This window comes from Mycobacterium intermedium (assembly GCF_002086275.1).
Lineage (GTDB): Bacteria > Actinomycetota > Actinomycetes > Mycobacteriales > Mycobacteriaceae > Mycobacterium > Mycobacterium intermedium.
Genome location: NZ_MVHT01000063.1, coordinates 15202 through 39784, shown reverse-complemented (window position 1 = coordinate 39784; position 24583 = coordinate 15202). Strand labels below are relative to the sequence as shown.

Sequence of the window (24583 nt, the reverse complement as noted above, 5' to 3'; positions counted from 1 at the left end):
CCGCCGGCCCCGCCAACGCCGCCGACCGCGCCCACCCCGCCGGCGCCGCCGGCCCCGCCGTTACCGAACAGGCCGGCCGCGCCGCCGGCGCCGCCAGCCTGCCCGGCCGCTCCTGACCCGCCGTTGCCGCCATTGCCGAACAAGAGGCCGCCAGCGCCACCGGCCTGGCCAGTCTCCGCGGCGCCGTTGGCGCCGTCGCCGATCAACGGGCGGTGGAACAGTGCCTGAGTCTGCGCATTGACCGCGTCCAAAACTTGCTTTTCGAGCGCTTGCAGCGGCGATGCGTTCTCCGCCTCGGCCGCCGCATACGCCCCAGCGCCCGACCTCAGCGCCTGCACAAATTGGTCGTGAAAGGTGGCCGCCTGAGCCCCCAACGCCTGATACTCCCGAGCGAACCCGCCGAACAGGGTCGCGATCACCGCAGACACCTCGTCGGCGCCGGCAGCCGCAATCTGCGTCGTCGCACCCGCCGCGGCCGCATTGGCCGCCTGCACGGTCGAACCGATCCCACTCAATTCCGCCGACGCGCTACCAATAAATTCAGGGGTGACAAAAATAAAAAAGGACAACTTAAGGCTCCATTTCGGAAGACGATCTCAGCAGGATCCAGCCAGAATCCGCGAGACGTAGAAGGCAATTGGAGCGGACCATACCGTGGGGTTTCAGGTTCGCGACTCCAATTTCTGCAGCCTGATTCTATGGATATTAATTTGCTCCACGTTGATTCTTTGTCTATCCACGTCAGCCGAACTGTGTTGGTATTGTGGCGGATTCAACTATCTTCCACGGGGTGCCCGCTCGTTCCCGAGTCCGCCACCGCGCGTAATTACGGCCTTCCGGCGCCAGTTTGGTAATGGGGATCGTGGTCCCCGCTTGTCAACGTTTCGCGGAAGGCGAAATGTGCCGCCTTCGGATATGCGTAACGTCGTTGGTGGCCACGCGCGCCCACCAATAACCTGGCGAAATGACGCTCTTGACGGCGTGACGTCGTCGTTCCGACCCGCCGTCTCGCGCACGGCCAACGCATCTCGTCGACACGGAAGCACCGGGGTACCCTTGAGTGCTAGCACTCTCGTGTATAGAGTGCTAGGTGGCAGTCGGAAAGCCCCAGTGTCGGCACCCGCGACGACGGCGCGAGGGCACCGGAAGACTGCCGAACACCTGGTAATTCGGACGTTCGGGGGATGCCCCGAGCGGCCGTCAACTCGGTCCGGGGCTCGCGGTCCCGGACCCGATCCAAATAGTGGAGGGCTCCAATCGTGGCGAAGGTGAACATCAAGCCACTCGAGGACAAGATTCTCGTGCAGGCCAACGAGGCCGAAACCACGACCGCTTCCGGTCTGGTCATTCCCGACACCGCCAAGGAGAAGCCCCAAGAGGGCACTGTCGTCGCAGTCGGCCCCGGCCGTTGGGACGAGGACGGCGAGAAGAGGATCCCGCTGGACGTCGCCGAAGGTGACACCGTCATCTACAGCAAGTACGGCGGCACCGAAATCAAGTACGGCGGTGAGGAATACCTCATTCTGTCGGCGCGCGACGTGCTGGCTGTCGTTTCCAAGTAGAACCGTGTTCCGCCCCGGCGATCCCCGCGTACCACCGCGGGCGATTTCCGGGGCGGCATGCGTAGTGGGGAAGGACCCTGATGAGCAAGCTGATTGAGTACGACGAAATCGCGCGTCGCGCCATCGAGGCGGGCTTGGACAAGCTCGCCGACACGGTACGGGTGACGCTGGGTCCGCGTGGCCGGCATGTGGTGCTGGCCAAGGCTTTTGGCGGGCCCACGGTCACCAACGACGGCGTCACGGTCGCCCGTGAGATCGACCTGGAGGACCCGTTCGAGAACCTGGGTGCCCAGCTGGTGAAGTCGGTGGCCACCAAGACCAACGACGTCGCCGGCGACGGCACCACCACCGCAACCGTCCTGGCGCAGGCGTTGGTGAAGGCCGGGCTGCGCCTGGTTGCCGCCGGCGCCAACCCGATCGCGTTGGGGTCGGGCATCAGTAAGGCCGCCGACGCGGTGTCGGAGGCGCTGTTGGCCTCGGCCACACCCGTTTCCGGCAAGGAAGCCATCGCCCAGGTGGCGACCGTTTCCTCGCGGGACGCCGTCATCGGTGATCTGGTCGGCGAGGCGATGAGCAAGGTCGGCCACGACGGCGTGGTGAGCGTCGAAGAATCGTCGACGCTGAACACCGAACTGGAGTTCACCGAGGGCGTTGGCTTCGACAAGGGATTCTTGTCGGCCTACTTCGTCACCGACTTCGACTCCCAGGAGGCCGTGCTCGAGGACCCGCTGATCCTGTTGCACCAGGACAAGATCAGCTCGTTGCCTGACCTGCTGCCGCTGTTGGAGAAGGTCGCCGAGTCCGGCAAGCCGCTGCTGATCATCGCCGAAGACGTTGAAGGTGAAGCGCTGGCGACACTGGTCGTCAACGCCATCCGCAAGACGCTCAAGGCCGTAGCGGTCAAGGCGCCGTACTTCGGCGACCGCCGCAAGGCATTCCTGCAGGACCTCGCTGTGGTCACCGGAGCCCAGGTGATCACTCCCGACACCGGACTGGTGTTGCGCGAGGTCGGTCTCGACGTCTTGGGTTCGGCGCGACGCGTGGTGGTGAGCAAGGACGAGACCATCATCGTCGACGGCGCAGGCTCGGCGGAGGACGTTGCCCACCGCGTGAAGACCCTGCGTGCCGAGATCGAGGCCAGCGACTCCGACTGGGACCGCGAGAAGCTGCAGGAGCGAGTGGCCAAGCTGGCCGGTGGCGTCGCCGTCATCCAGGTCGGCGCAGCGACCGAGACCGCGCTCAAGGAACGCAAGGAAAGCGTCGAGGATGCCGTGGCTGCAGCCAAGGCTGCGGTCGAAGAGGGCATCGTCGCCGGCGGTGGGTCCGCGCTCATCCATGCCCGTGAGGCGCTGAAGTCGCTGCGCGAGGAACTCAGTGGCGACGAGTTGCTGGGCGTCAACGCGTTCTCCGATGCCCTTGCGGCACCGCTGTATTGGATCGCGGCGAACGCCGGGCTGGACGGCGCGGTCGCGGTCAGTAAGGTCACTGAGCTACCGCCAGGCCACGGGCTGAACGCGGCCACGCTCGAATACGGTGACCTGGCCGGCGCCGGCATTGTCGACCCGGTCAAGGTGACCCGATCCGCGGTGCTCAACGCCTCTTCGGTGGCGCGCATGATTCTGACCACGGAGACGGCCGTCGTGGACAAGCCCGCCGAGTCTGCCGACGATGGTCATGGTCATCACGGGCACGCGCACTAGTTAGATCCGTTTACGAGGACACCCCCGGTTCGTCGCCGGGGGTGTTGTCGTTTCACCACACCACTGTCAATGGCACCATCTAGGTTGTGGATCGTGGCTGTGATCGCCCGCACTTGGCCGGACTGCATCACCTCGGGATTTCTGTGACGAGCCTTGAGCGCAGCATGGGCTTCTATCGCGACGTGCTGGGAGCAGATCTCTTGGTTGGACCGCACGGCGGCACGAGTCCGTCGTTTATCGGTCGCATGGCTATCCTTTCCCTGGGCGGATGCATCTTTGATCTCTACGAACATTCAGGTAACGAGGGGGAGCGATTCCACCCGATGCGTACCGGCCTCGATCACTTCGCATTGACGGCGACGTCTTTGGATGAGTTGCAGGCGTGGGCGACTTGGCTTGACGTTCGAGGGGTGGCGCGGTCAGCCCTTCGGGAAGCGGCAGACGGTCGCGCACACATCTTTGACTTCGTCGATCCTGACGGAATCCAGATCGAATTCATACACCTAGATCTCGCTTAGATGAAACGCCGCTGCGCGATTCGTCGCTCGCGCTCGCAAGATTCGGCACCCGCGTAACCGACCGGTCCAGAGCGGGCCGGGAGGAGGAGCCCCTTGCGGAGGGGGCCGCGCCACCGCTCCGTATAGCTAACACTCGATCGACGCACACAACCGCTTCTAACCCGTTCAGCTGGCCGGGGCGTTTTAGTGGCTCAGCCATCAGATGCGTCTAGTCTCGCGCCATGGACCGCTTCGTGAAGTGGGCGTGGGACCGGTTCGGCGCGCAGTACTCGTGGGTGATCTACGGGGTCTCCGTCCTGGTGCCGTTCCCGATATACCTTTTCTTGTCTTGTGCCATAGTGACTTTCGAGAAATCGGGTCACTACCTCCAAGCGGCGACCGCCGCCGCCGTTGCGATGTTGATGCTGGCGTACGGGATTGTCCTGCCCGGCCGCGGCGCATGGCGGCTTGTCGAGCGATGGGCAGCGGGTGAAGCGGTGGATCCGGCGAAGGCACTGGAGGCCACTTATACCTGGTCTCGTCGTGCCGTTCTGCGTGGGTTAGCGGCCGTCACCGTATGCGGCGCCCTGCTGTCGTTCGTCGTTGGCGTCATTGCGGGCGCGGGGGGACCGCGGTTGATCCAGTATGCCGTCCTGGGTGGCGTTGTCGGGGCCGGCACACACCTGATCGGTGTGCACAGCGTGCCGGAAGGGCCCATGCGACCGGTACGGGCCGCCATCGCCGGTAACTCCGGGATCGGCGACTCCCTGCCCCGGTCGCGCCCCACCTTCGCCGCGTGGTCGAACTTGTGCATCCTCTCGGTCGCGTTCGGTTTCTCCCTCGCGGGCGCGACGGTGGCGGGCGAGTTCGATCAATCCGAGCAGTCCCCACTGCTGTGGCTGGCCATCGGCTGTGTGTTGACCCTGGGCTTCGCCGTGCCGATCACCGTCATCAGTGTGTTCGGGCCGTCGCTGCAGCCGATTCGGGATCTTGCCGAGGGCACTAAACGGGTTGCGGCCGGGGACTATTCGCGACGTCTGCCGGTGGTTCAAGACGATGATCTTGGCGCATTGGCGGCGTCGTTCAACCGCATGCAGGCCGGTTTGGCCGAGCGTCAACGACTTCACGCCGCGTTTGGGACTTACGTCGATCCGTCCCTGGCGGCGCGGTTGCTCGAGCAAGGCGATGACGTGTTCACCGGCGAACGCCGCGAAGTGAGCGTGATGTTCGTCGATATCCGCGATTTCACACCGTTCGCCGAGGCACACACCGCAGAGGAAGCCGTCGCTCATCTCAATACATTGTTCGAGATCGTCGTGCCTGCCGTCGTCGGGGCTGGTGGTCACGTGAACAAGTTCCTCGGCGACGGCGCTCTGGCCGTCTTCGGCGCTCCCAACGAACTTGCGAAGCATGCCGACGCCGCGCTCAGGGCCGCGGTATCGATCAGCCGCCATGTCGCCGAGCGACTCGGTGGGAGGCTTCGCATCGGCGTCGGGATAAATACCGGCGTTGTGATCGCCGGAACCATTGGCGGCGGTGGCAAACTCGAGTTCACCCTCATTGGTGACACCGTCAATGTGGCGGCCCGCGTCGAGCAGCTCACGAAAATCACCGGTGACGTGATTCTTATGACTCAGCAGACCGTAGCGGCCTTGGGTTCTCGACCACCCGGACTTGCCGACCGGGGTGCTCACGCACTGAAGGGCAAGTCGGCCCCGATAACGCTTTTCGGACTCGATCCAGCGGTCAACCCTCATCTGCTCGGCTGAATGTCGAACTCTCGTCGGCAGGGACAGGGGATGGAGCCGACACCGTCCGGGTCACTCAGGCCCGGGTTAGATCGATGGCGAGGGGGACCGGGTTGCTGACTAAGTCGCGGACGGGCGAGTAGCGAGTGAGGCTGGCGAGCTCGGCGAGCTGATTGTCATCGAAGTCCCCGGTGGCCTTGATCGTGACCCTGATCTGCTCGTACCCAGGGCGCACACTGTCGTTGAGCCCGAGGACGCCCTGTGCGTCAAGGTCTCCCTGGATGGTGGCTTCTAGCCCCTTCAGTGCTATGCGGCCGACGATGGCCACGGTCAGCGGGCACGCTCACTAGGTACAGCAGGACGGAACATCCTCGGTTGCGGCCGGGGGGTGTTCTCCTTATCGTCGGACGCTCGCCGCAAGGAAACGACACCTGGCGGCGTCGGACGTCTACTCTTCCGCCATGGACCGCATCCTGCAGGCGGCATGGAACCGCCACGGAGCGAGGTATTCATGGGTACTGGCCGGGGTGGTGGTGATGCTGGCCTTGCCGATCTACCTTTTCCTGGCAGTTGTCATCGTGACCTTCGAGGAGTCGACCCGGTACCTCGAGGCGACGGGACTCACCGTCATCGCGGTGCTGATGTTGGTATGCCTGCTGGGTCCTCCCGGACGCGGAGTCTGGCGGCAGGTTGAGCATTGGGCCAAACGGGAGCAAATTGATCGGACCGCAACGCTGCAGGCCACCTACAACTGGGCGCGAAAAGCGCCGGTCCGCTTGGTGATCATCAACGGCGTTCTTGCCGCGGCGTTTTCGGTCGCGGTGGGAACCGTTGCCGGAAGCAGTCCATCAAGACTTGTCCAGTATGCGGTCGTGGGCGCCACAATTCAGGGTCCGTGCCAGTTGATCGGGGTGCATAGTCTGGTCGAGGCGGTGATGCGGCCGGTGCGGGTCTCGCTGATCGGCGACACCACCATTGGCGACGCCCTACCGCGCTCGCGCCCGACCTTCGCCACCTGGTCGGAGATATCCATGCTCGGCGTCGCGTTGGCGTTCGCAATCGAAAGCGCAATGCTGATGGCTGTATTCGGTGGGGTGCGCCAACCGCCCCTGCTTTGGGTAGCGATTGGGTTTGCCCTGACTGTGGGCATCGGTGTTCCATTGACGGTCGGTGCCGCGTTCGCTCCATCCCTGCGGCCTATCGCGGAGCTTGCCGAAGGCACCAAACGCGTTGCGGCTGGGGACTATAGCCGCCGCTTGCCGGTGGTGCAGGATGATGACCTAGGTGCGCTGGCGGCCTCATTCAATCGCATGCAAGCGGGCTTGGCAGAGCGACAACGACTTCAGACGGCTTTTGGGACTTACGTCGATCCGGCGCTGGCGGCGCGGCTGCTCGAGCAGGGCGACGACGTCTTCACCGGTGAGCGCCGCGAGGTCACAGTGATGTTCATTGACATTCGCGACTTCACCTCCTTCGCCGACGCAAATACCGCTGAGGACACTGTCATTCGCCTCAACGCACTGTTCGACATCGTTGTGCCGGCCGTCGTCGAGGCCGGTGGGCACGTCAACAAGTTCCTCGGTGACGGCGCACTGGCCGTCTTCGGCGCCCCAACGACCTCGCCGATCACGCTGACGCCGCGGTGAGCGTTGCGGTGTTGATACATCGCCTGGTCGCCGAGCGATTTGGCGGACAGCTTCACATCGGCATTGGGATCAACACGGGGGTAGTGATCGCGGGGACCATCGGGGGTGGAGGCAAACTGGAGTTCACCCTGATCGGTGACACCGTCAACGTCGCGGCCCGCGTCGAGCAGCTCACCAAGACGACGGGCGACGCCATCCTTCTCACCCAGCAGACCGTCGACGCCATGGCTTCCGGACTGCCCGGACTGGTCGAGCGGGGGGCTTATGCGCTGAAGGGCAAGTCAGCCCCAGCAGAGGTCTTCGGCCTCGACCCCGCGATGGCCGGTTGAGGGCTTACATCCGAACCACTGCGACCGCGCGGTCGTCGACAAGCCGGGCGAGGCGGCCGACAATGGTCCTGGTTATCACTCGCACGCGCAACGGCCGCGGCTGTAGTTGCGCAATCCCGGGAGGATCCATGAACCATCGTTCCTGCGGCGCGTGCCATTACCTGTTTGGCCACATCATTGCCTTGGTGCTCGCCGCGGCTTTGCTTCTTTCGAGCAGCCCGGGCGCGTTGGCATCTCCCGAGAAGGATCCCGTCCTCGGGGACTGGAACGTGAAGTACGGCGCGCCGGCAACGGTCACGATGACCCTTGAAGGCGATGTATATACCGAAACGGCCAAGACCCCGGTGCGGGTCACGGGCAGCTCCTGCGATCTGCCGTCCGGCACGGTAATCGCAAAGTTCAAATCAACGGGAGCGGGTACATATGCCGGGCAGCACGGCCTGTGGTCCACCAGGGATTGCTCGTTCGCAAGCTGGACCGATACGACCTTTAACCTCAGTAGCGACGGAACCACTTTGACCGCAAAACTCGGACAGGGCTACGAGACCACGACCTTCACCAAGACCTAGAGCGGCGGCGTTACTGGCGGACGCCCGGGGCGACTGCTAGCCTCGCGCATCCATTTTCGTGGCTTCCCCAGTGAGGACCTTGCCGACCACCTCATCGACGGCCCTGCGGAACGTCTGCACTCCCAGACCAATTGCCAGGGAACGCAATTCAATGGTCCTGTCGGCGACTTGGTGCCATTGGTCGACCGGCAGGCCGGCATCGACGAACGGCTTCCAGATACGGTCGCGGCATAGATCAACAAGAGCCTGGACGCTCGCAGATTGGTGCTCGGCGCCAGCCGACGCACGTCAGGCGCGGACCCAGGGGGCCTGATCCAATATCCGCCGGCTGACATCGAGGAAACCCTTGTGCCCGAAGCGATTTGGTGCGTTGGATGCGCGACATGTGGTCGCCGGTGTAAACGCCGACGCTAAGGCGGGGGAGCAGGCCGTTCGTTTGCCATTCGCGGATGTCCGCGTCGCCATATCGACGCGGCGGGCCAGTTCATCAATGATCATTTCCACCGGCGTCGTTTTGCTTGTTAATTGCGTGACTAATCGTTACGGTCCGATCTGTAATCCTGGTCGGAGGCGTGACGCATGACTGTGACTGAAACCGTTCGATTCACTGGTACCGCGGTCAAGGCTTTTGGCGGGTCTATCCGCGCCAACAGCAGGGGGATCCGTGCCCGCCGCGAAGCCCGGAACGGGGCGGCGATCACAAGTTACGACCCGCTGGACCCGGCGACCGCGGCGCAGCCGCACGAGGCCTACCGCCAACTGCATGCCGGCGGTCGCGTGCAGTACAACCCGAAACGGGCGGTGTGGATCCTGAGCCGTCTAGACGACGTGCGGCGGGCGCTTCGTGACGACACCGCGTTGTCTAGCGCTGACGGGCCGGCCCGGGTCAGGGTCCGCGCGCCGACCCTCGTCTCGACCGACGGTGAGAAGCACGCCAAGCTGCGCCGCCAGGCGATGCCCGCGTTCACCAAAGCTGCGTTGGAGAATTGGCGCCTGACAATCGATGAGCTCGCGGCCGAGACGGTGCGCGACGTTCTTGAAAATCCCGGTTGCGATGTCGTACAGCGGTTGGCTGTACCGGTTCCGGTACGTCTGATCGCACAGCTGCTGGGCATCCCCGACACGGACGTCGCAGATTTTCGGAAGTGGTCCGAAGCGACGACGCAGATCACCGGTGTGGCGTTGACGGCCGAGGGTGCCCGCAAGTTGGCGCAGATGCTCCGCGGTTCCTGGGCGATGCATCAATATTTCAGACGCCAGTTCGCCCTCGGCGGCTTGAAGGGCTCAGGCACGATCCTCGGCCGGCTGCTGGCCGAGAATGATGCGGGCTCCCTTTCCGATTCGGAGCTGTTTCAATTTGCGATCTTGCTGCTGCTGGCGGGCAATGAGACCACCACCAATCTGCTCGGCGGGTTGTTCGCCACGCTGGCTGCCCACCCGGAACAGTTCGACATCGTGCGTACCGATACCGCCCTGATCCCGATGGCGATCGAGGAAGGCCTGCGATACCTATCACCCGCCCAGAACGTGCATCGTACAGCGGTGCGTGATTACCGAGTGGGCGACGTAACCATTCCGGCCGGCGAGCGTGTCTTGCTAAGCATCGGTGCCGCCAACCGCGACCCACGGGTCTTCGACGAACCCGACGAGTTCCGGGCAGACCGAAAACCGACCCAACACATTGCCTTTGGTTTTGGTGTCCATCTGTGCATCGGCGCGCAACTCACTCGCATGGAAGCCCAAGCTGTGCTGCGCGAGTTGGTGACGCAAGCGAGTGGGATTTCGGCGGTGGGTGAAACCAGCTGGTCAACCAACAGCTTGTTGCGCGGCCCCACTTGCTTGCCGGTGTGCCTTACTCCTGCCTAGAAGCGTGCTTAGTCGGCGATCGCCGCCGAGTCCGGAACGACTACCGCGAACAGGTCGGCGATGGCGGCCAGGCTGGCGGACTGAAGGGCTGCGGCCGATACCGTGCCCTCGATGCCTGGCAGCGCCCGGGTCGCGGTGGCCGATGCGACGACTGTCGGTGCGTAGCCGAGATTGAATGCACCGCGTGCGGTCGAGTTGACGCACATGTGGGTCATGAATCCAGCGAGGATAAGGTGTTCGGCACCAAGACTTTTGAGACGCTCGTCAAGGTCGGTCGAGACGAATGAGTTGGGATAGGACTTCACCACGACGGGTTCGTCGCCACGGGGCGCGACCTGTGCGACGATCGCACCCGACTCGCCCTCGATGTCGTAGAGCGATCCCGGACCCATGTTGTGCTGGATGTGGATGACGGGCACGCCAATGGTGCGGGCTCGTTCCAACAGGGCGGCTGCTTCATTTAATGCAGGCTGTACACCGTCGAGTTCCATTGTGCCGCTGGTATATGTGTTCTGGCAGTCGATGAGAATGAGTGCGGAGTCGGCTAGTCGGGGTGGCTGCCCGGGCAAGCCGGCCAGCGCCCGCAGGGTGTCGGACATGAACTACCTTTCTTGAACTAGTGGCTCGCCGTCGCGGCCGCGACGTCTGCGGAAAATGGGCTCAGCGCAAACCATTTGGGGAAGGCGCGAGCAAGCTTGGCAGGTCCCTCGATGATGATGTCTCCATCGGCGATCGCTTGCTTGAGTTGGCGGTGACCATACCAGATTTCATGCCAGGTGCGGCCACTGCCCGTCACGTGCAAGTCGACGACGAATCCTGGATCATGAAGGCAGACAGACACTTCGGTGTTGGTGGCCACGATCCATCCCCGCTTCACATCGCCGTCGGTGAAGTCGAACAGCATGGTGGTGCGGCCCTCGGGCAACTGCGAGGTGATGCCGGCCCGCATGCGCCACAACAGCAGCGCGTTGTCGACCTGCTCGGGTCGGGGCGCGGGGAACCACCATCGCACCGTCCATCGCCCCAGGGCATGGATCACCTCATGGAGGTCTTCGCCGGCGGGTGTGAGGCGGTACTCGTGTGTCCGACCACTCCCGGTCGGGACGCGCTTGAGCACGCCGAGTTCTTCCAGATGGCGCAGGCGGGTGGTCAGCAGGCTGCGCGACAACCCCGGAAGTCCGCGCAGGATCGCGTTGAACTGGTGGGCGCCGACCATCACCTCTCGGACGATCAACAGGCTCCACCGGTCGGCGAGCATGCTTGCACCGATTGACACGGGGCAGTATTCGGCCGGCACTACGGACATAGCGGCGACGCTACCCGATCGCCACCGGTTCGAATCTAGTACCGGAATAGTCGTGAATTTAAACCTATTGCGGGGAGGCTGCGGTGGTGTTGAGTGGCGGGCATGACCAGCACACCAACAAGCCGCACGCTCGAGCTCATCTACGAGGCCCAGGCCAAACTTGACCGGCTCACACCGCAGCAGGCGGCGGCCGCGCTTGATGACGGCGTGCTGCTCATCGACACCCGCACCAGCGAAGAGCAAGCGGCCGACGGCATCATCCCCGGTGCAATCCGAGTGCCCCGCAACGCCGTCGAGGTATTCCTGGACCCGACTCACCGCCCGCTGTTCACGCCCGAGGAGGCGGCCGAGCTGCCGCCAGTGCCGCAACCGGATGACCAGATCATCGTCCTCTGCAATCTCGGACTCGCCTCCAGTCTTTCCGCGGCCAACTTGCAGCGGATCGGGCTCAGCGGTGCCACCGACGTCGAAGGCGGCTTCCAGGCGTGGAAGGCGGCCGGTCTCCCAGTCGTGGACCTGGAGTCCTAGGCAAGTACCAGCGCTGCTTCCGGGTCGTAGGGGAGGTGGGCAGGGCGACCGGGGGCGCACGATGTGGATTGCAGTTGCCGTGTTCGAGCGCTCAGCGATCTTTGTCATGGTGCTGGGGACCAGGTCTTTGTGGTGGTCCGTCGATGAGCACTGGCAATATTCGCCCTGACTCGATCGCCGCACGTCCGACGACGCAGCGTCGCCATTCCTCGCTAGGTTGTCGGCTGACCTCAACCTTGATTTCGCACTTGTCATTTGCACGCGCGACTAGCGCCTGAACTTCCTGATCGAATCGTCGCATAATGCTGTCAATTGTTTCGAGGAGCCCTGGCGGACAAGCGGCTCGACCATTTTCTATCGGGTCGTAACTGTCATCGCGCATACCGAGCTGTTTAGCCATACCATCTTTGCTGAGGCCCATATACAGGCGGTGTGCTCGGATCAGCTCGCCGAGCCCGTATGTGTATTCGCTGGGCTTCGACTTTTCAGTTCCGAAGGACAGAGTATGGCTTTCTACGGCTAGATCAGCCACCACGATCGCATGGTCGGATAGCTTCTCTTTCCGGACTGTGTGAATGTGTTGTCCACTGACGATATTGTCACGTAAGCAGGGTGATACGAATACATAGTCGAGCCGGAAGCCGTTGTAGTCTTCGGAGATCCCGGTCTCCTTGTTTTTCCGCTTCGTATACCACGTGAACTCGCGTGCATTCGGATGAAGTGAGCGCCATACGTCGGTGTAGTTCTGTGCGTAAAGGACCCGCATGTAGTGAGAAAGCTCAAACGGCGTTCCCTGGGCATCCTCTTCGAGTCCAGTGTTGAAATCACCTAGAAGTACGACTCTTTGGTCCTTGTTTTGAGTGGCATATCGGATTACTTCGTTCCAAAGACGTTTTTTGCGCATTTTTCCGGAGATGCCATAGCCATCTGCGCCAAATTTGTCATCTGTAGTGCCGGGAATATGGATAGAGAGCACTTTCAACTCGACACTAGGAAGATAAACTGCAAGCCAACGCTCTTGGTCCTGCTCAATGTTATCGGTCTCCACATCGAACGGCATCTTCGATGCCACTAACACGCTGTAGCCCCGTCCGCCGTCGCACGTCGTAGCGATATGAGTGAGTCCCTGCCTCGAAAGCGATTCCTGCAACTGTGTCAGGTTGCCGGATGTTACCTCGGTCAACGCAACGAAGTCGGGCGATAATTCTTCAACAGCCTTGGCGATAGATGAAATTCTTTTCCCGCCTCCGCTTTGGATATTCCACGTTAGAAATCTCAAAATCATCCCTCCAAGTGGTGCTTGACCGCCCGCATCCGCCACTGGCAGTTCTGCAAACTAGCACGTACAGACGACAACGTAAGAGAAATGACGGTTGACGGGCAGATTAGCCACTGACTCGGCTCATGCCGTCGTCGGCTGCGACGGACGTCACCCGAAATCGATTGCTGCAAGATGCGCGGGTGTGACTCCGGTGGTGGGCCGAATCCGCCGTTGATTCCTGCGCCGATGCGCAGTCCCGCCTGCGAATAGCCCCTCCCGTTGGGTCGCGGTTGCGAGTCTTACTGGCGTGTCGGCTGAATCGACACGAGCCGGAACCAGCCCGGCTGGGCATCATCGGGGGTGAAGCGGACCACCAGGATGTTCGGGGGGAACTGGGCGGCAAGGCTATTCAAGGTCCTGGGCAGGAAGGCTTTAGACTTGGCGTTGCCATACCAATTGGGATCGGACGGGTCTGTGGGCAGACCGCTGACCTTGTCGATGGCGTCGTCCCACTCTTGAACGAGTGCCGGCCGCGCATCTCCGAATCCTGCCGACTTCTGGTACGCATCGCCTTGTCCCGCAAGGGTAATCGTCGCTCCGCCACCCACGGGGGTCCCGGTGATGGTCCCGTCGGTGACATTGTCCGTCACTGACGTCAGTCGCGCGGTGCAAACGTTGTCGACGACGCTGGACGGCACGCAAAAGGCGGGCAGTGGGTCAGCCTGAGCCGTGGCGATGTTCAGGACGGTCGGCAGGGCCAGGACGGCCAGGGCGGCGCAACTGGCGGCCACCGCACGGCGGTAATCGTTCGGCATCGGAAAATCCCTCCTTTGTCCCTCCACTGTATTCGCCAACGCGACCCGGACCCGCCTATGCCTGACCCGTCAGGGCCTCGGCGGGCAGGGCGCATTCGGCGCTATTCCGCACATTTCGTGGTGCAGATAGCTTGGGACTCGTTCGGCGGGCTGGGTGTCCGCGTGCTGGTTGACCAGGTTGAAACCCAACATGAACACCATCATGATCAGGTTGAATACCGCGCTCAGCGCCAGGATCCGCACCAGCGGCACCGTGCGCTTGTTGCGCAGCTTCTCGATGCCGATGTCGCTGATCATCCGTCCCTGTCCATCCCGGAAGCAGTAGATGGCAATGGACAACACACTGACCACCCCGCCGAAGAAAACCCCTTCGTACAACGGGAACTGGTACAAAGTGCCGGGGAAGATCGACCAATCACCGTCGACCCGGAGGTAGGTCCACAGCCTGACCCGGTGGAAAAACTGTTCCAGGGTGATGTCCAGCACGATGAACAGCACCAGCATCGCCGCAATGACCCCCGCCCGGTTCAGGCGCGGAACGGCCTTTCGCAGCCGGACGATGAGCGTGTCGATGCCCATGATCGCCAGCGGCGTCAGCACGATATAGCTGGCCAGGAAATAAATGATCGGCTGTGGGTTCTCGGCTCCCTTGCTCACCCAGCCGGGAATGAATTCCCCCCAGGTACCCATGTTGAAAAAGGCGCTGTTATAAGCGAATACCGGGCGGGTGGCATTGACGCCGACATCCTGCCAGGCGGCGAGCAGCCAGGCGACCACAAATACACCGACAGCGGGGAACTCGCCGTCGCGACGTGTCTTGCGGATGATCCACCACACCAGACCGACGCCCGCGGCGACGCAGCCGATCTCCCAGAACCGGACCCAGAAGATGGCCGAGCCGGGGACCGGGTCGGGCCCGCTCGGCATCGGGGTGAACCTGTCGGAGAAGATCCAGCGCAGATACACATACGCCTGGAAGACCAGGAACACGCCACCCAGGCGGGCAAGCCAGACGATCGGCGGCGAGTCCTTCGCTCCGTCAAACAGCCCGGTGTGGTCCTCAACGTCGGTGCGGGTGTTCTGATCTGCGGTCACTGGAACACTCCTATCTCCGGGATGGCCGCCAGGAGGTTCGCGCAGTAGTTCGCTCGACGCCGTGGGCTCACCAGAAATGCCGGCGGGGAAAGGATTGCGAGCTCTGGAAGACGCCGCCGATTCGACAGCATTTCCTTGGCCTGGCCGACGTCTCCGCACACCGCCATCGACCACAGCATCTCGTCACTTACGTGATTGCCTAGCTTCCGCGGGTCGCCGGAGGCGAACTCCTGGCGTATCGCGGCAACCTCGTCCTGCCAGCCGTGCAACGTCACCAACGAGTCGTAGGTCCTGACGGTGAGATAGAACGCGATCTGACGTTTGGCGTCCTGGATCGCTCGCTGCGGATCAGCGTCGTCGATCGCGGTGATCACCCACCCCCACCGCAGCAGTTGCGCACTGTCGCGTCGCTCGCGTTCGGCGCCGAGCTGCAGCTGTGGATCCACCACCTCGCTCCACCACCGGTCGGTGAACAGGCCATGGCCCAGCACCCCGTCGGCGACGGCGCCGGCGGTGCGAATCATGTGGATATTGAACGCACCCAACAGGATTGGTATGTCGATGGGGCCCATGACGGGTGCCTGGATGCGGGCATTCACCTTGTAGAACTTCCCGTCGAAGGCGATCGGCTGATAGTCCTCCGCCGTCAGAAAGGCGCGTATGCAGCTGACCAGCTCCCGCATCCGGGGGGCCGGGTGGCTGGAGTCCACGCCGAACCAATCGCGATTCATCCGCCCCGTGCCCGCCCCCAGCCCGAGGAAGACCCGGCCCCGCGCGATCTTGTTCAGGTGTCGGGCCGCGGCCGCATGCACGAACGGCGATCGAGCGAACGCGTAGGCGACACCCGGCCCTATCCGGGCCGCCGTCGTGGCGTGCGCCATCTCCGAAGCCGTCACATACGCACTGGCATCGGCGAATTCACCGGCGCAGAACGCCGTCGCTCCCGCCTCCTCGCATTGTTGTGCGAGAACCTTTCCCGGCCAGGGCATTCCCCATTTCATCAGCGTTTCAGTTGCTCCCTGAGTACATGTTTTTGGACCTTGCCGCTGGCCGTCCGGGGTAATTCGGGGACCACGACGACGCGCTCCGGCGTCTTATGCCGGGCTAGACCGCACTCGCTGAAATGGCGGGCAGCGTCGGCCAACTCGAAGCGCTGCCCGGCGTTGACCACGACGAATGCGCAGACCCGTTCGCCGTACACTTCGTCGGTCGCGCCCACGGCGGCCGCCTCGGCGATGGCGGGGTGACTGCTCAGCACGTCTTCGACCTCTTTGGACGAAATGTTCTCGCCGCTGCGGACGATGATGTCTTTCTTGCGGTCGGTGATGGTGAGGTAGCCGTCGGCATCGAGCCGCCCGACGTCCCCGGTGCGGAACCAGCCGTCGAGCATGCTGTCCTGGTTGTGTCGATGATCGGTGTAACCGCAGAACAACTCGGGTCCGCGGGTGAGGATCTCGCCGGCCACACCGGTCTCGACGTCGGCGCCGTCGTCGTCGACGATCCTGATGGCGGTTCCGGGTGTGATCCGGCCGTCGGTGTCGGCGCGCTTGTCCAGTGGATCCTCGGGTCGCCCGGAACTGATGGTCGGATGCTCGGAGGACCCGTAGCAGCGAAATGCCCCGACCCCGAACCGGGCCGCACGGCGGATCAGCGCGCCGGCCACCCCGGCCGCGCCGGTGACGTACTCGCTCAAGCTGGACACATCGAGCCCGTCGCGCTCTGCTACATCGAGAATGCCGTTGAGGTGGATCGGCGCCCCGGCGGAGACGCCGACGGAGTGGCGTTCTATGAGCCGGGCGGCCCGTTCTGCGTTCCAGGAGTCCAGAGCGATGGTGGTACCCGGCCGACAGAACAACCGCAGGATGCCCAGGGTGCCGGCGATGTGCCCGGACGGGAACACCGTCAGCGTAGTGAGATTCGTTCTCGCCGAGCGCATTTCGTCCATCGACCGCATCTCACCGAGTAAGCTGGCGTGGCTGTGCTGCACACCCTTGGGTTCGGCGGTGGTGCCGGAGGTGTACACCAGCAGGCACCGGTCGCGGGGGTCGGCCGGGGCCACCGGTTCGAAGCCGGTCGCCACCGTGTCGGCCAGTTCGGCGTAGCCGACGGTGCCCGGCAGCGGGTCGCCCACCAGGATGACATGGTCGAGGCCCGGAACATCGGTCAATGCGGCGACCACGGGAGCGGCATCGCGTTTGCCTGCCGCCCGGGCCAGTATCACCGCGCGCGCCCCGGCCCGTCGGGTGATGAACTCCAGCTCTGCCGGTCCGTAGCTGGGCACGATCGGCAGTACCACGGCGCCGCAAAGCCAGATCGCGGCATGCGCGGTGAAACACTCGCGCCAGTTCGGCAGTTGCACCGCCACCACGTCACCCGGTCGCACACCGAGCGCAGCCAGACCCGCTGCCACGCGGTGACTTTCGTCGACGAGGTCACCCAGGCTGCCCGAATCGGACCGGACGTCGCTGTGTACCACCACCCGCTTGTCCCGGAAACTGGCCGCGGCACTGAGGATTTCACCGGGGATGTGCTGGGTCAACATTGGGCCGTGGCGGGGACGTTGCCGGAATGTGTCAGCGGCGGCCAAGTGCGGCGACTCAAAGCCCCCGAGGCCGTACGGGTCAGATAGTCATCGCGTTTGATGCCGCGCCAGAGTTGTGCGACGTAGTCGCGGTGGTCGATCTCGCCGCGTCCGGCCAGCTCCGCCAGTGCCGCGCGGCCCTCGGATACCGAAGCCGGCGTCGATCCCAGGAAGGTGGCGAGTTCGGCGGTCTCCTGCGCATCAACGATCGGTCCAATCCGATCGACCTCGGCGAGGTACTTCACCAACCGCGCCGCACCCTTGACGTAGCGCAACGCCAGACCGTCTGTGGTCCGCTCGGCGGCACCGGCCATCGCGGCCGCGGCCGCCTCGTACACCGCCGCGTATTCCGACCGGTGATCGGCGTCCGGCAGCTCGACCTCGACTTCGGGGATGCCGACGACATGAGCCAGTGCCTCGACCAGCAGCCGACGGTGCAGCATGCCGTAGATCAGCCGGTTGCCGGCATCCGGTGAGCCGGCCGGCGCCGAAGCGCGCACGTCGGTGCTGCCCGGGTTGACCGAGGCAAGCCGTGTTTCGGCGAACAGCCGGTAGTACCAGACTCGCTGCGGGTCGATGCGGTGGCCGGAGGCTTGCTCGTACTCGGCGAGCCGGGCCGGAAAATCGGTGAAAGTGTCTTGCACCGTACGCAGTGACAACCAGGCGATGTCGTCCATGGGGTCACCGAAGTGCGCCAGTTCCCAGTCCACGATCGCGGTGACCGCGCCGTCGGCGTACATGAAATTTCCCGGGCCGGTGTCGCCCTGCACCAGCACGGTCGGCCCGTCGTAGTCGGGCACATTCCGCTCCAGCCAGTCGATGCAGAACCGCAGCAACGGCGCGGGCTTTCCACATGCGTCCACCCGGCGCCGCATCGCGGCGAGCTCGGCACGGACGTGCCCGTCGACCGGACCCGCCGGCCCCAGGCTGGGGATCTCCAGAAGTCGCGCGTCGATACGGTGCAGCACAGCCAATTTCGCGATGAAGTCTTGCGCGGTGCGGACCTGTTCGTCGGGGTCGGCGATCAGCCGAAACCAGGTCTCCCCGCCAACCCGCTCCAGCAGCACCGCCTGAATGGCCGGATGGGCCGCCACCACCCGGGGCACCGTCACTCCGTGGCGGTGCAGCTCCGCCATGATCTCGGCCTCGACCTGCAGCGGATGAAATGCGCTACCTGGCTGTGGATCTCGCGGGTCGTACCGCAAGAACAGGGCTTGATCATCGGCATCGACGAACCAGGCCTGCCGGCTCGCGCCGCCCGGTACCTGCTTGACCTCGATCCGTTCGGCGCCCGTCGTCTCGGCGATCCAATCCCTGACGCCGGCCGGTATCTCGCGACGCGTGCTGGTCACCGCTTGCCCACCTTGGCCGCCGCCAACCACGCCTTGACGGCATCCCGATGCTCCTGAGTGAGTCCGGTACGTACCATCCGCTCACTTTCCAGGAGCAGCGCCTCGGCTAGCGGGAGGCGCTGTGCATCAAGGATATTGGCTTTGGTGGAACCGTAGGCAAATGTCGGCCCGGCGGCGATCTCGGCGGCCCAACGCAACGCCTCATCGGGCAGGTCGGCGTCGTCCACCACTCGATTGAACAGCCCCAGCCGCAGTCCGGCAGCGGCGTCAATCGGCTGGTCGGCGATCAGTAACTCCAGCGCCTTCGCCGGGCCCACCAATCGCGTCAAGAACCAGGCCCCACCGAAATCGCCGGAGAATGCCAGCTTGGCCCACCCAGGGATCAGCCGGGCCGAGGTAGCGGCGATCCGCAGGTCGGCGGCCAGCGCGATGCTCATGCCCGCGCCGACGGCCGCGCCCGGCAACGCCGCAATCGTCACCTTCGGCATCTCGTGCAGCAGTGTCACCATGCGGGCGTTGTCGGCCAACAGGGCACTACGAGCGGCGATTTGGGCTTCTTGGTCATCCCGGCCGCCGGATGCCAGCGCCCCTTTGGTCGCTTTGGCCGAGCCGCCATCACGCACATCGCCGCCGGCGCAGAATGCCTGCCCCGCTCCGCCGATGACCACGGCGCCGACGCCGTCGTCGGCGGCGAACCTTTCCAAGATCCGGGGCACCGCCTCGTACATCTCGTTGTGCAGGGCGTTGCGGCGCTGCGGCCGGTTCAAGACGACGACTCCGACACCGTCGACCACCGCCGCCAGCACCATGTCGGTACCGGTATCGAGGTGGGTGCCGGCCGGGATCACCGCTTGGTTCCGCGGGCCAATTCGTTGTGCCGTGCCATCATCGCGATGGCCTTGCGGCGTACCGCCGGATCCGGCTCGGGAAGCACCACCGGGCCGAACTCACGGCTCGGCAGCGCCACCGTTGCGGTGGCCGGTGCGGTGACCTCGCCACGCTGATTGGTCGCCCGGAATTCGAGATCGACTACGCCGTTGCCGTTTTCGACGCGTTTACCGACCACCTCACCGGTGATGAACTGGGTGTCGCCGATGTAGTTGAACTTGCGCATCTCGTCGTGCTGGCGCAGCAACCAGCCGTCGTCACCCATCCAGTCGGTGAGGTAATGGGTCAACCAGCATTCCCGCATGATCCCGTAGTCGTAGGCCATCGGGTTGCCGATCGACTGCGACCACTCGTTCTCCCAGTGCAGCCGCTGCGCGACGTCGGGGATGCCGGCGGCGTTCTTGATGTAGAACTTCGGCACCCGCTGGCGGTTCTTGTATCCGACTCGGGCACCGCCGATTCCATACGGTCCGAAGCCGTAGCCCCCGGCGTGGAAGCAGATCATGTCGGTCAGTGTCAGCGGGCCCTTGACCATCCGTGGGAGCTGCTCGCCGACCCGGACGTCCTCGTAGTAGCGCGGCTCGGCGCCCCGCGGCCCCTCGGCCGCGTAGATCGCATCGATCTCCGCGATCTGCTCGTCGGTATAGGTGGCCGGCTTGATGTCCATGTACTTGCCGCGCTCGCGCGATTTTTTGCGTTCGGTGGCGATCAGGATCGTCCGCTCGATGGCGACGACCTCGGCGCGCTGGTTGATCCGCACCGCGCGCCGCACCCGGATGACCGAGCGCCCGGCGAACTCGCTGTGCTTTTCCTCGATCGACTCCAGACCGCCGAACCCGTACAGTTCGTCGCCCGGGCGCACCGGTTGGTACCACTCGGTGTGTTGGCCGGACACGAAGATGTGGATGCCGGAGAACAATCCCCGGGTGGCCTTGCGGATGTCCTCGGGAATCTTGTCGCCCAACAACTTTTTCGACAGCGCCGAGTGGATCATCGGCGGGGCGATGGGGCCGCCCCAGCGGGTTCGCGCCGCGTAACTGGGGTCGACGAACAGTGGGTTGTCGTCGCCGTATCCGATCGCAAACTGACGAATCGCATCGACACTCAGTTGGCGGTGATGTTCGTCGATACTGATCGGGGCGTCGAGGCCCAAAAGGAGTTTGGCACGTTCGATGTCCTCGTCCTTGATGGCGTGGTCGAAGTCCCGGGCTTGCTCGGTCTGTGTCATGTCAGTACATCCGTATCGGTAGTTCGTTCAGGCCCCGAAGCGACACCGTGGGCTTGTAGTGCAAGCTCTCTCGCGGCGCGGTCAATTCCCAGTTGGGAAAGCGTTCCAGCAGCGTGGCCAGCGCGGCGCGGCCCTCCAGCCGCGCCAACTGATGACCCAGGCAGTAATGGATTCCGAACGCAAAAGCCAAGTGCTTGTTCGGCTTTCGGGTCAGGTCGAGCGAGTCCGGGTTGTCGAACACCGCTTCATCCCGGTTGGCCGACACGATGGAACCGACCACCTGCGAACCGCGGGGGATGGGGACCCCGCGGATCTCCACATCCTCCGTCGCCAGCCGGGTGGCGCCGTCGGCGACCGGGGAGGTGAACCGCAGCAGTTCCTCCAGCCCGGTGGTCTCCAACAATTCCGGCTGCTCCCGCAGCAAAGCTTGTTGGTCGGGATGCTCGATCAGGGCCAGCACGCTGCTGCCGATCAGGTTGGCTGTGGTGTCATGTCCAGCCAACAGCAGTAGGAAGACCATGGCGATGGTCTCCTTGTGACTGAGCTGATCGCCGCCCTCGTTGGCGCGCACGAGTTCTGAGATCAGTCCCTCGTCCGGGTGCAGGCGGCGTTCTTCCACCAGTCCCTCGAACAGTTTGACGAGCTTTCGTGCGGTGGCGAATCCGCGCAACGTGTTGGACTCCGAACTGACCTTCTCGACCAGCATTTGGAACCGGTCGCGGTCCTCGTCGGCGACCCCGAGCATGGTGGCAATAACGGCAAGGGGCAACTTGACCGCGAAGTCATGCACCAGGTCCACATCCCGATTGGCCTTGACGTCTTCGGCGAGCCGGTCGGCGATCTTGGCGATCTCGGGCGTCATCGCGCGGACAAACCTGGGGGTGAAAGCCTTGTGCACCAACGTGCGTAGCCGTTTGTGATCCGGATCGTCCTTGAACACCATGGTCTGCGTCAGCATCCGGATGGTGGGCGGCAATAGCCAGATGAACTTGCCGACCGATGTGTACTTGACGACATCGGTCGAGAACCGCTCATCACTGTGGATCGTCACGACATCGTCGTACCGGGTCAGCAGATACCCACCTTTGCCATGCAACAGCAGCGATGCCGTCGCCCAGGACACCGGGGCGTGCTCCCTCAGGTACGCGAGCCGGGCGAACGGGTCGTCGAGCATCTGGCGACTGTCCAACGCGGTTTTCGGCATGGTCGCAGTGATTTTTGACATGTTGCTCGGCTGCCTACTTCGACTTCCTTGTGTCTGTGGCTCGGGCTCCGTTTATTAGTACACTGATTTCTATGATTTCCGCTACCCCGGACACACTCGAGGCCATCGAGTTCGATGTTGAGGAGCACGTCGCCACCATTACGTTGGACCGTCCGGACGCGCTGAATGCGATTGATGCCCGGATGGCCAATGAGCTCGCCTGGGCATGGCAGACCGTGCGAGACACCGACGACATCCATGTCGTCGTCGTACGGGCCGCCGGTGATCGCGCCTTCTGTACCGGGGTCGATGTCAAAGGGGATGGCAGCTGGTTCTTCCGGAGCAATATTTGGAACACATTCGACCCCGGCACCGTGGTGGCCCCGAAGATCGTGCATCGGTGCTGGAAGCCCGTGGTCACGGCGGTGCACGGGTATGCAGCCGGGGGTGCTCAGTATCTGCTCAACGAGTCCGACATCATCATCTGTTCGGAGGACGCCGCTTTCTTCGACCCGCACGCCAACGCCTCGATCGTCTCGGCACTGGAACCAATTGGCATGCTGCACCGTGGAATACCCCTCGGCGAGGTACTGCGCTGGGCTCTCATGGGCACCGAGGAACGGATCTCGGCCGACACGGCGCTGCGAATCGGGCTGGTGTCGGAAGTCGTCAGCCGGGAAGAACTGTGGCCGCGGGCGCACGCGATCGCGAGTTCGATCGCCGCGCGCAATCCCAAGGCGATCCAGGGCACCATCCGCGCGATATGGGAATCCCTCGACATGACCCGGTCGGCCGCACTGCAGAACGGCATGGCCTACACCCATATCGGTAATCCGCCACTTGCCGAGCGGCGGGCGGCTCCCCGGCGTAACGGACCCGCTTACTATCGGTGACTACGTGAATCCACAGCTGATCGCGCCGCGCGTCGATTCGCGTCGCGCCAAACTCGCCGGTCGCGCCGCGGAGCAGATCGTCGCCGACGTGATCGAGCTGGGTTGGCCGGTGGGCCACGTGCTGGGTTCTGAGAGCGAGCTGTTGAAACGGTACGGGGTCAGCCGCGCGGTGCTGCGCGAGGCCATCCGGCTGGTCGAGCACCAGCGGGTGGCGCGGATGCGGCGGGGCACCGGTGGTGGCCTGGTCATCGACGCGCCGGATATCGATGCGGTAATCGGGCCGGCCATCATCTACCTGCTGCGCATCGGCGCCACCCTGGACGAGGTCGCCGACACTCGAATTCTGTTGGAGGAGTTGGCCGCCGAGATCGCTTCGCAGCGGGTCAAAGAATCCGACATCGCCGGTATCCGCCGGACCATCGAGCGGGAGTCGTCCGGAAACATCTCCAACTACCGGCTGCTGCATTCCCAAGTGGCAACGCTGACGGGCAACGCGGTGCTCGAACTGTTCGTCGAAACGTTCGCCAGGTTGACCAACTTCTACTTCGATGACACCGCCGCCCTGCCGAACGATATCGACCAGGAGATCGCGCGGGCCCACGCCGGCATCGCAAAAGCGGTATTGAGCAACAATCCGGGCCTGGCCCGCGATCGGATGCAGCGCCACCTGCGTGCCGAGGCTGACTTCATCCGGGCGCATCCGGCCGCATCGCAACGGCTCGAACCGGCGGTGGCACTGTCGGGAACGCTCGGCGACAAGCGGGGCGAGGCACTGGCCCGTCAGTTGTGCACCGAGATCGTCCGTTCCGGCGCCACCCCGGGGAACTTCATCGGCTCCGAAACGGCGTTGATGGGCAAGTATCGGGCCAGCCGGGCCGTCGTGCGCGAGGCGATCCGCATTCTGGAGTACCACCAGATCGCGTTGACCCGCCGCGGACCCGGGGGAGGCTTGTTCGTCGCCGAACCGGACATCTCCGCGCTGACCGACATCATCACGATTTATCTGCGCCGTCGCGGGGTGCGCTTGCGCGACATCGCCGACCTGCGCATCGGTCTGGAGTTGGCGGTGGTCGAGCGGGCCGCGGCAGCCTTGCGCGCCCATCCGGAAGGCGTAGCAGCGCTCGAACGGTCACTGTGCCGCGAGTCCGAGGAGGGCCTCGCCCCGGCCTTCGACCACGGCGAGGATTTCCACTCGACGCTGGCCGCCATCACCGGCAACCGGGTCCTGCAGTTGGCTCACCGCGTCACCATGCGGCTGGGTTGGCAGTTCTTCTCGCAGCTGGCCGCCAGCGATCCGGCGGTGGGTGCGATGTCCCGGCCATCGAAGATCGAGCCGGCCCACCGAGGCGTCATCGACGCACTCGTCGCCGGGGACACCGAATTGGCGGTGATGCGAATGCGTACGCACATGACCGAGACCTCGTCCCCCAAGCACTGACCGGCCGCGCGCCGCATGCGACCTTTCCGCCACCCGGAGTTCAGGATACTGTTCTATCTAATAGAGCACCGGGAGGT

22 protein-coding genes and 1 pseudogene are annotated in these 24583 nt (G+C 64.1%); 10 read left to right on the top strand and 13 right to left on the bottom strand.

Features of this window, described 5'->3' with window-relative positions:
• On the bottom strand, nt 1-569 hold a 569-nt coding region (locus BST27_RS20465; RefSeq protein WP_139805269.1), incomplete at its 3' end, for a PE family protein.
• Nucleotides 570-1259: 690 nt separating this feature from the next.
• Here BST27_RS20465 and groES point away from each other — a divergent pair.
• The 4 genes from groES (at nt 1260) to BST27_RS20445 (ending at nt 5528) form a co-directional block, all read left to right on the top strand.
• Nucleotides 1260-1562, top strand: coding sequence for a co-chaperone GroES (gene groES / locus BST27_RS20460; RefSeq protein WP_011739140.1), 303 nt, complete (start codon nt 1260-1262; stop codon nt 1560-1562).
• Nucleotides 1563-1642: 80 nt separating this feature from the next.
• Complete coding sequence (gene groL / locus BST27_RS20455) at nt 1643-3262, top strand: chaperonin GroEL (RefSeq protein WP_069417510.1); 1620 nt, start codon at nt 1643-1645, stop codon at nt 3260-3262.
• Between the two features lie 113 nt (nt 3263-3375).
• Entirely contained in the window at nt 3376-3780 is a 405-nt protein-coding gene (locus BST27_RS20450; RefSeq protein ID WP_069417509.1) for a VOC family protein, read from the top strand.
• 221 nt (nt 3781-4001) lie between these two features.
• Nucleotides 4002-5528: an adenylate/guanylate cyclase domain-containing protein gene (locus tag BST27_RS20445; RefSeq protein ID WP_069417508.1), complete on the top strand. Its 1527-nt coding sequence runs from the start codon at nt 4002-4004 to the stop codon at nt 5526-5528.
• A gap of 55 nt (nt 5529-5583) precedes the next feature.
• Here the strand turns inward: BST27_RS20445 and BST27_RS20440 are convergent, their stop codons facing one another.
• Nucleotides 5584-5835, bottom strand: a complete 252-nt coding sequence (locus tag BST27_RS20440; RefSeq protein WP_069417507.1) for an OsmC family protein — start codon at nt 5833-5835, stop codon at nt 5584-5586.
• A gap of 133 nt (nt 5836-5968) precedes the next feature.
• On the opposite strand from BST27_RS20440, the pseudogene BST27_RS20435 reads away from it, so the two are divergent.
• The 3 genes and pseudogenes from BST27_RS20435 (at nt 5969) to BST27_RS20425 (ending at nt 9917) form a co-directional block, all read left to right on the top strand.
• Nucleotides 5969-7482: pseudogene (locus tag BST27_RS20435) on the top strand (adenylate/guanylate cyclase domain-containing protein).
• A 128-nt stretch (nt 7483-7610) separates the two neighbouring features.
• Nucleotides 7611-8051, top strand: a complete 441-nt coding sequence (locus BST27_RS20430) for a hypothetical protein (protein ID WP_069417506.1) — start codon at nt 7611-7613, stop codon at nt 8049-8051.
• A 579-nt stretch (nt 8052-8630) separates the two neighbouring features.
• A complete protein-coding gene (locus BST27_RS20425) occupies nt 8631-9917 on the top strand; it encodes a cytochrome P450 (protein ID WP_069417505.1) in 1287 nt (428 codons plus the stop codon).
• Nucleotides 9918-9925: 8 nt separating this feature from the next.
• On the opposite strand, the gene BST27_RS20420 is transcribed toward BST27_RS20425, so the two are convergent.
• Nucleotides 9926-10516, bottom strand: a complete 591-nt coding sequence (locus tag BST27_RS20420) for a cysteine hydrolase family protein (protein WP_069417504.1) — start codon at nt 10514-10516, stop codon at nt 9926-9928.
• Between the two features lie 17 nt (nt 10517-10533).
• Nucleotides 10534-11223, bottom strand: a complete 690-nt coding sequence (locus tag BST27_RS20415) for a winged helix-turn-helix transcriptional regulator (protein ID WP_069417503.1) — start codon at nt 11221-11223, stop codon at nt 10534-10536.
• Nucleotides 11224-11325: 102 nt separating this feature from the next.
• Here BST27_RS20415 and BST27_RS20410 point away from each other — a divergent pair, with 102 nt between their 5' ends.
• Nucleotides 11326-11751: a rhodanese-like domain-containing protein gene (locus tag BST27_RS20410; protein WP_069417502.1), complete on the top strand. Its 426-nt coding sequence runs from the start codon at nt 11326-11328 to the stop codon at nt 11749-11751.
• Between the two features lie 91 nt (nt 11752-11842).
• Here the strand turns inward: BST27_RS20410 and BST27_RS20405 are convergent, their stop codons facing one another.
• The 9 genes from BST27_RS20405 to BST27_RS20365 form a co-directional block, all read right to left on the bottom strand.
• A complete protein-coding gene (locus tag BST27_RS20405) occupies nt 11843-13072 on the bottom strand; it encodes an endonuclease/exonuclease/phosphatase family protein (protein WP_139805268.1) in 1230 nt (409 codons plus the stop codon).
• Nucleotides 13073-13311: 239 nt separating this feature from the next.
• Nucleotides 13312-13827: a hypothetical protein gene (locus BST27_RS20400; RefSeq protein WP_069417501.1), complete on the bottom strand. Its 516-nt coding sequence runs from the start codon at nt 13825-13827 to the stop codon at nt 13312-13314.
• A gap of 69 nt (nt 13828-13896) precedes the next feature.
• The gene (locus BST27_RS20395; protein ID WP_156789245.1) at nt 13897-14922 is read right to left on the bottom strand and encodes a spirocyclase AveC family protein; all 1026 of its coding nucleotides are present in this window, start codon (nt 14920-14922) and stop codon (nt 13897-13899) included.
• Entirely contained in the window at nt 14919-15923 is a 1005-nt protein-coding gene (locus tag BST27_RS20390; RefSeq protein ID WP_069417500.1) for an LLM class flavin-dependent oxidoreductase, read from the bottom strand. The genes BST27_RS20395 and BST27_RS20390 overlap by 4 nt, the downstream gene beginning before the upstream one ends.
• Nucleotides 15923-17464 carry a class I adenylate-forming enzyme family protein gene (locus tag BST27_RS20385; protein WP_079220127.1) on the bottom strand — a complete coding sequence of 514 codons (1542 nt, stop codon included), beginning with the start codon at nt 17462-17464 and terminating at the stop codon, nt 15923-15925. The genes BST27_RS20390 and BST27_RS20385 overlap by 1 nt, the downstream gene beginning before the upstream one ends.
• A complete protein-coding gene (locus tag BST27_RS20380; RefSeq protein WP_069417629.1) occupies nt 17458-18855 on the bottom strand; it encodes a phosphotransferase family protein in 1398 nt (465 codons plus the stop codon). The genes BST27_RS20385 and BST27_RS20380 overlap by 7 nt, the downstream gene beginning before the upstream one ends.
• Nucleotides 18852-19703, bottom strand: coding sequence for an enoyl-CoA hydratase/isomerase family protein (locus BST27_RS20375; protein WP_232007145.1), 852 nt, complete (start codon nt 19701-19703; stop codon nt 18852-18854). The genes BST27_RS20380 and BST27_RS20375 overlap by 4 nt, the downstream gene beginning before the upstream one ends.
• The gene (locus BST27_RS20370) at nt 19700-20971 is read right to left on the bottom strand and encodes an FAS1-like dehydratase domain-containing protein (RefSeq protein ID WP_069417499.1); all 1272 of its coding nucleotides are present in this window, start codon (nt 20969-20971) and stop codon (nt 19700-19702) included. The genes BST27_RS20375 and BST27_RS20370 overlap by 4 nt, the downstream gene beginning before the upstream one ends.
• 1 nt (nt 20972) lies before the next feature.
• On the bottom strand, nt 20973-22196 hold the full coding sequence (locus BST27_RS20365) for a cytochrome P450 family protein (RefSeq protein WP_069417498.1): 1224 nt from the start codon (nt 22194-22196) through the stop codon (nt 20973-20975).
• Between the two features lie 71 nt (nt 22197-22267).
• On the opposite strand from BST27_RS20365, the gene BST27_RS20360 reads away from it, so the two are divergent.
• The gene (locus tag BST27_RS20360) at nt 22268-23068 is read left to right on the top strand and encodes an enoyl-CoA hydratase/isomerase family protein (protein WP_069417497.1); all 801 of its coding nucleotides are present in this window, start codon (nt 22268-22270) and stop codon (nt 23066-23068) included.
• A gap of 4 nt (nt 23069-23072) precedes the next feature.
• Nucleotides 23073-24506: a FadR/GntR family transcriptional regulator gene (locus BST27_RS20355; protein WP_069417496.1), complete on the top strand. Its 1434-nt coding sequence runs from the start codon at nt 23073-23075 to the stop codon at nt 24504-24506.
• The last annotated feature ends 77 nt before the right edge of the window (nt 24507-24583 follow it).

Coding starts and splice junctions, on each gene's coding strand:
- BST27_RS20385 (WP_079220127.1), bottom strand. CDS start 17,464: ATGTTGACCCAGCACATCCCCGGTGAAATCCTCAGTGCCGCGGCCAGT.
- BST27_RS20410 (WP_069417502.1), top strand. CDS start 11,326: ATGACCAGCACACCAACAAGCCGCACGCTCGAGCTCATCTACGAGGCC.
- BST27_RS20400 (WP_069417501.1), bottom strand. CDS start 13,827: ATGCCGAACGATTACCGCCGTGCGGTGGCCGCCAGTTGCGCCGCCCTG.
- BST27_RS20425 (WP_069417505.1), top strand. CDS start 8,631: ATGACTGTGACTGAAACCGTTCGATTCACTGGTACCGCGGTCAAGGCT.
- BST27_RS20420 (WP_069417504.1), bottom strand. CDS start 10,516: ATGTCCGACACCCTGCGGGCGCTGGCCGGCTTGCCCGGGCAGCCACCC.
- BST27_RS20445 (WP_069417508.1), top strand. CDS start 4,002: ATGGACCGCTTCGTGAAGTGGGCGTGGGACCGGTTCGGCGCGCAGTAC.
- BST27_RS20415 (WP_069417503.1), bottom strand. CDS start 11,223: ATGTCCGTAGTGCCGGCCGAATACTGCCCCGTGTCAATCGGTGCAAGC.
- BST27_RS20365 (WP_069417498.1), bottom strand. CDS start 22,196: ATGTCAAAAATCACTGCGACCATGCCGAAAACCGCGTTGGACAGTCGC.
- groL (WP_069417510.1), top strand. CDS start 1,643: ATGAGCAAGCTGATTGAGTACGACGAAATCGCGCGTCGCGCCATCGAG.
- BST27_RS20390 (WP_069417500.1), bottom strand. CDS start 15,923: ATGAAATGGGGAATGCCCTGGCCGGGAAAGGTTCTCGCACAACAATGC.
- BST27_RS20370 (WP_069417499.1), bottom strand. CDS start 20,971: ATGACACAGACCGAGCAAGCCCGGGACTTCGACCACGCCATCAAGGAC.
- BST27_RS20360 (WP_069417497.1), top strand. CDS start 22,268: ATGATTTCCGCTACCCCGGACACACTCGAGGCCATCGAGTTCGATGTT.
- BST27_RS20430 (WP_069417506.1), top strand. CDS start 7,611: ATGAACCATCGTTCCTGCGGCGCGTGCCATTACCTGTTTGGCCACATC.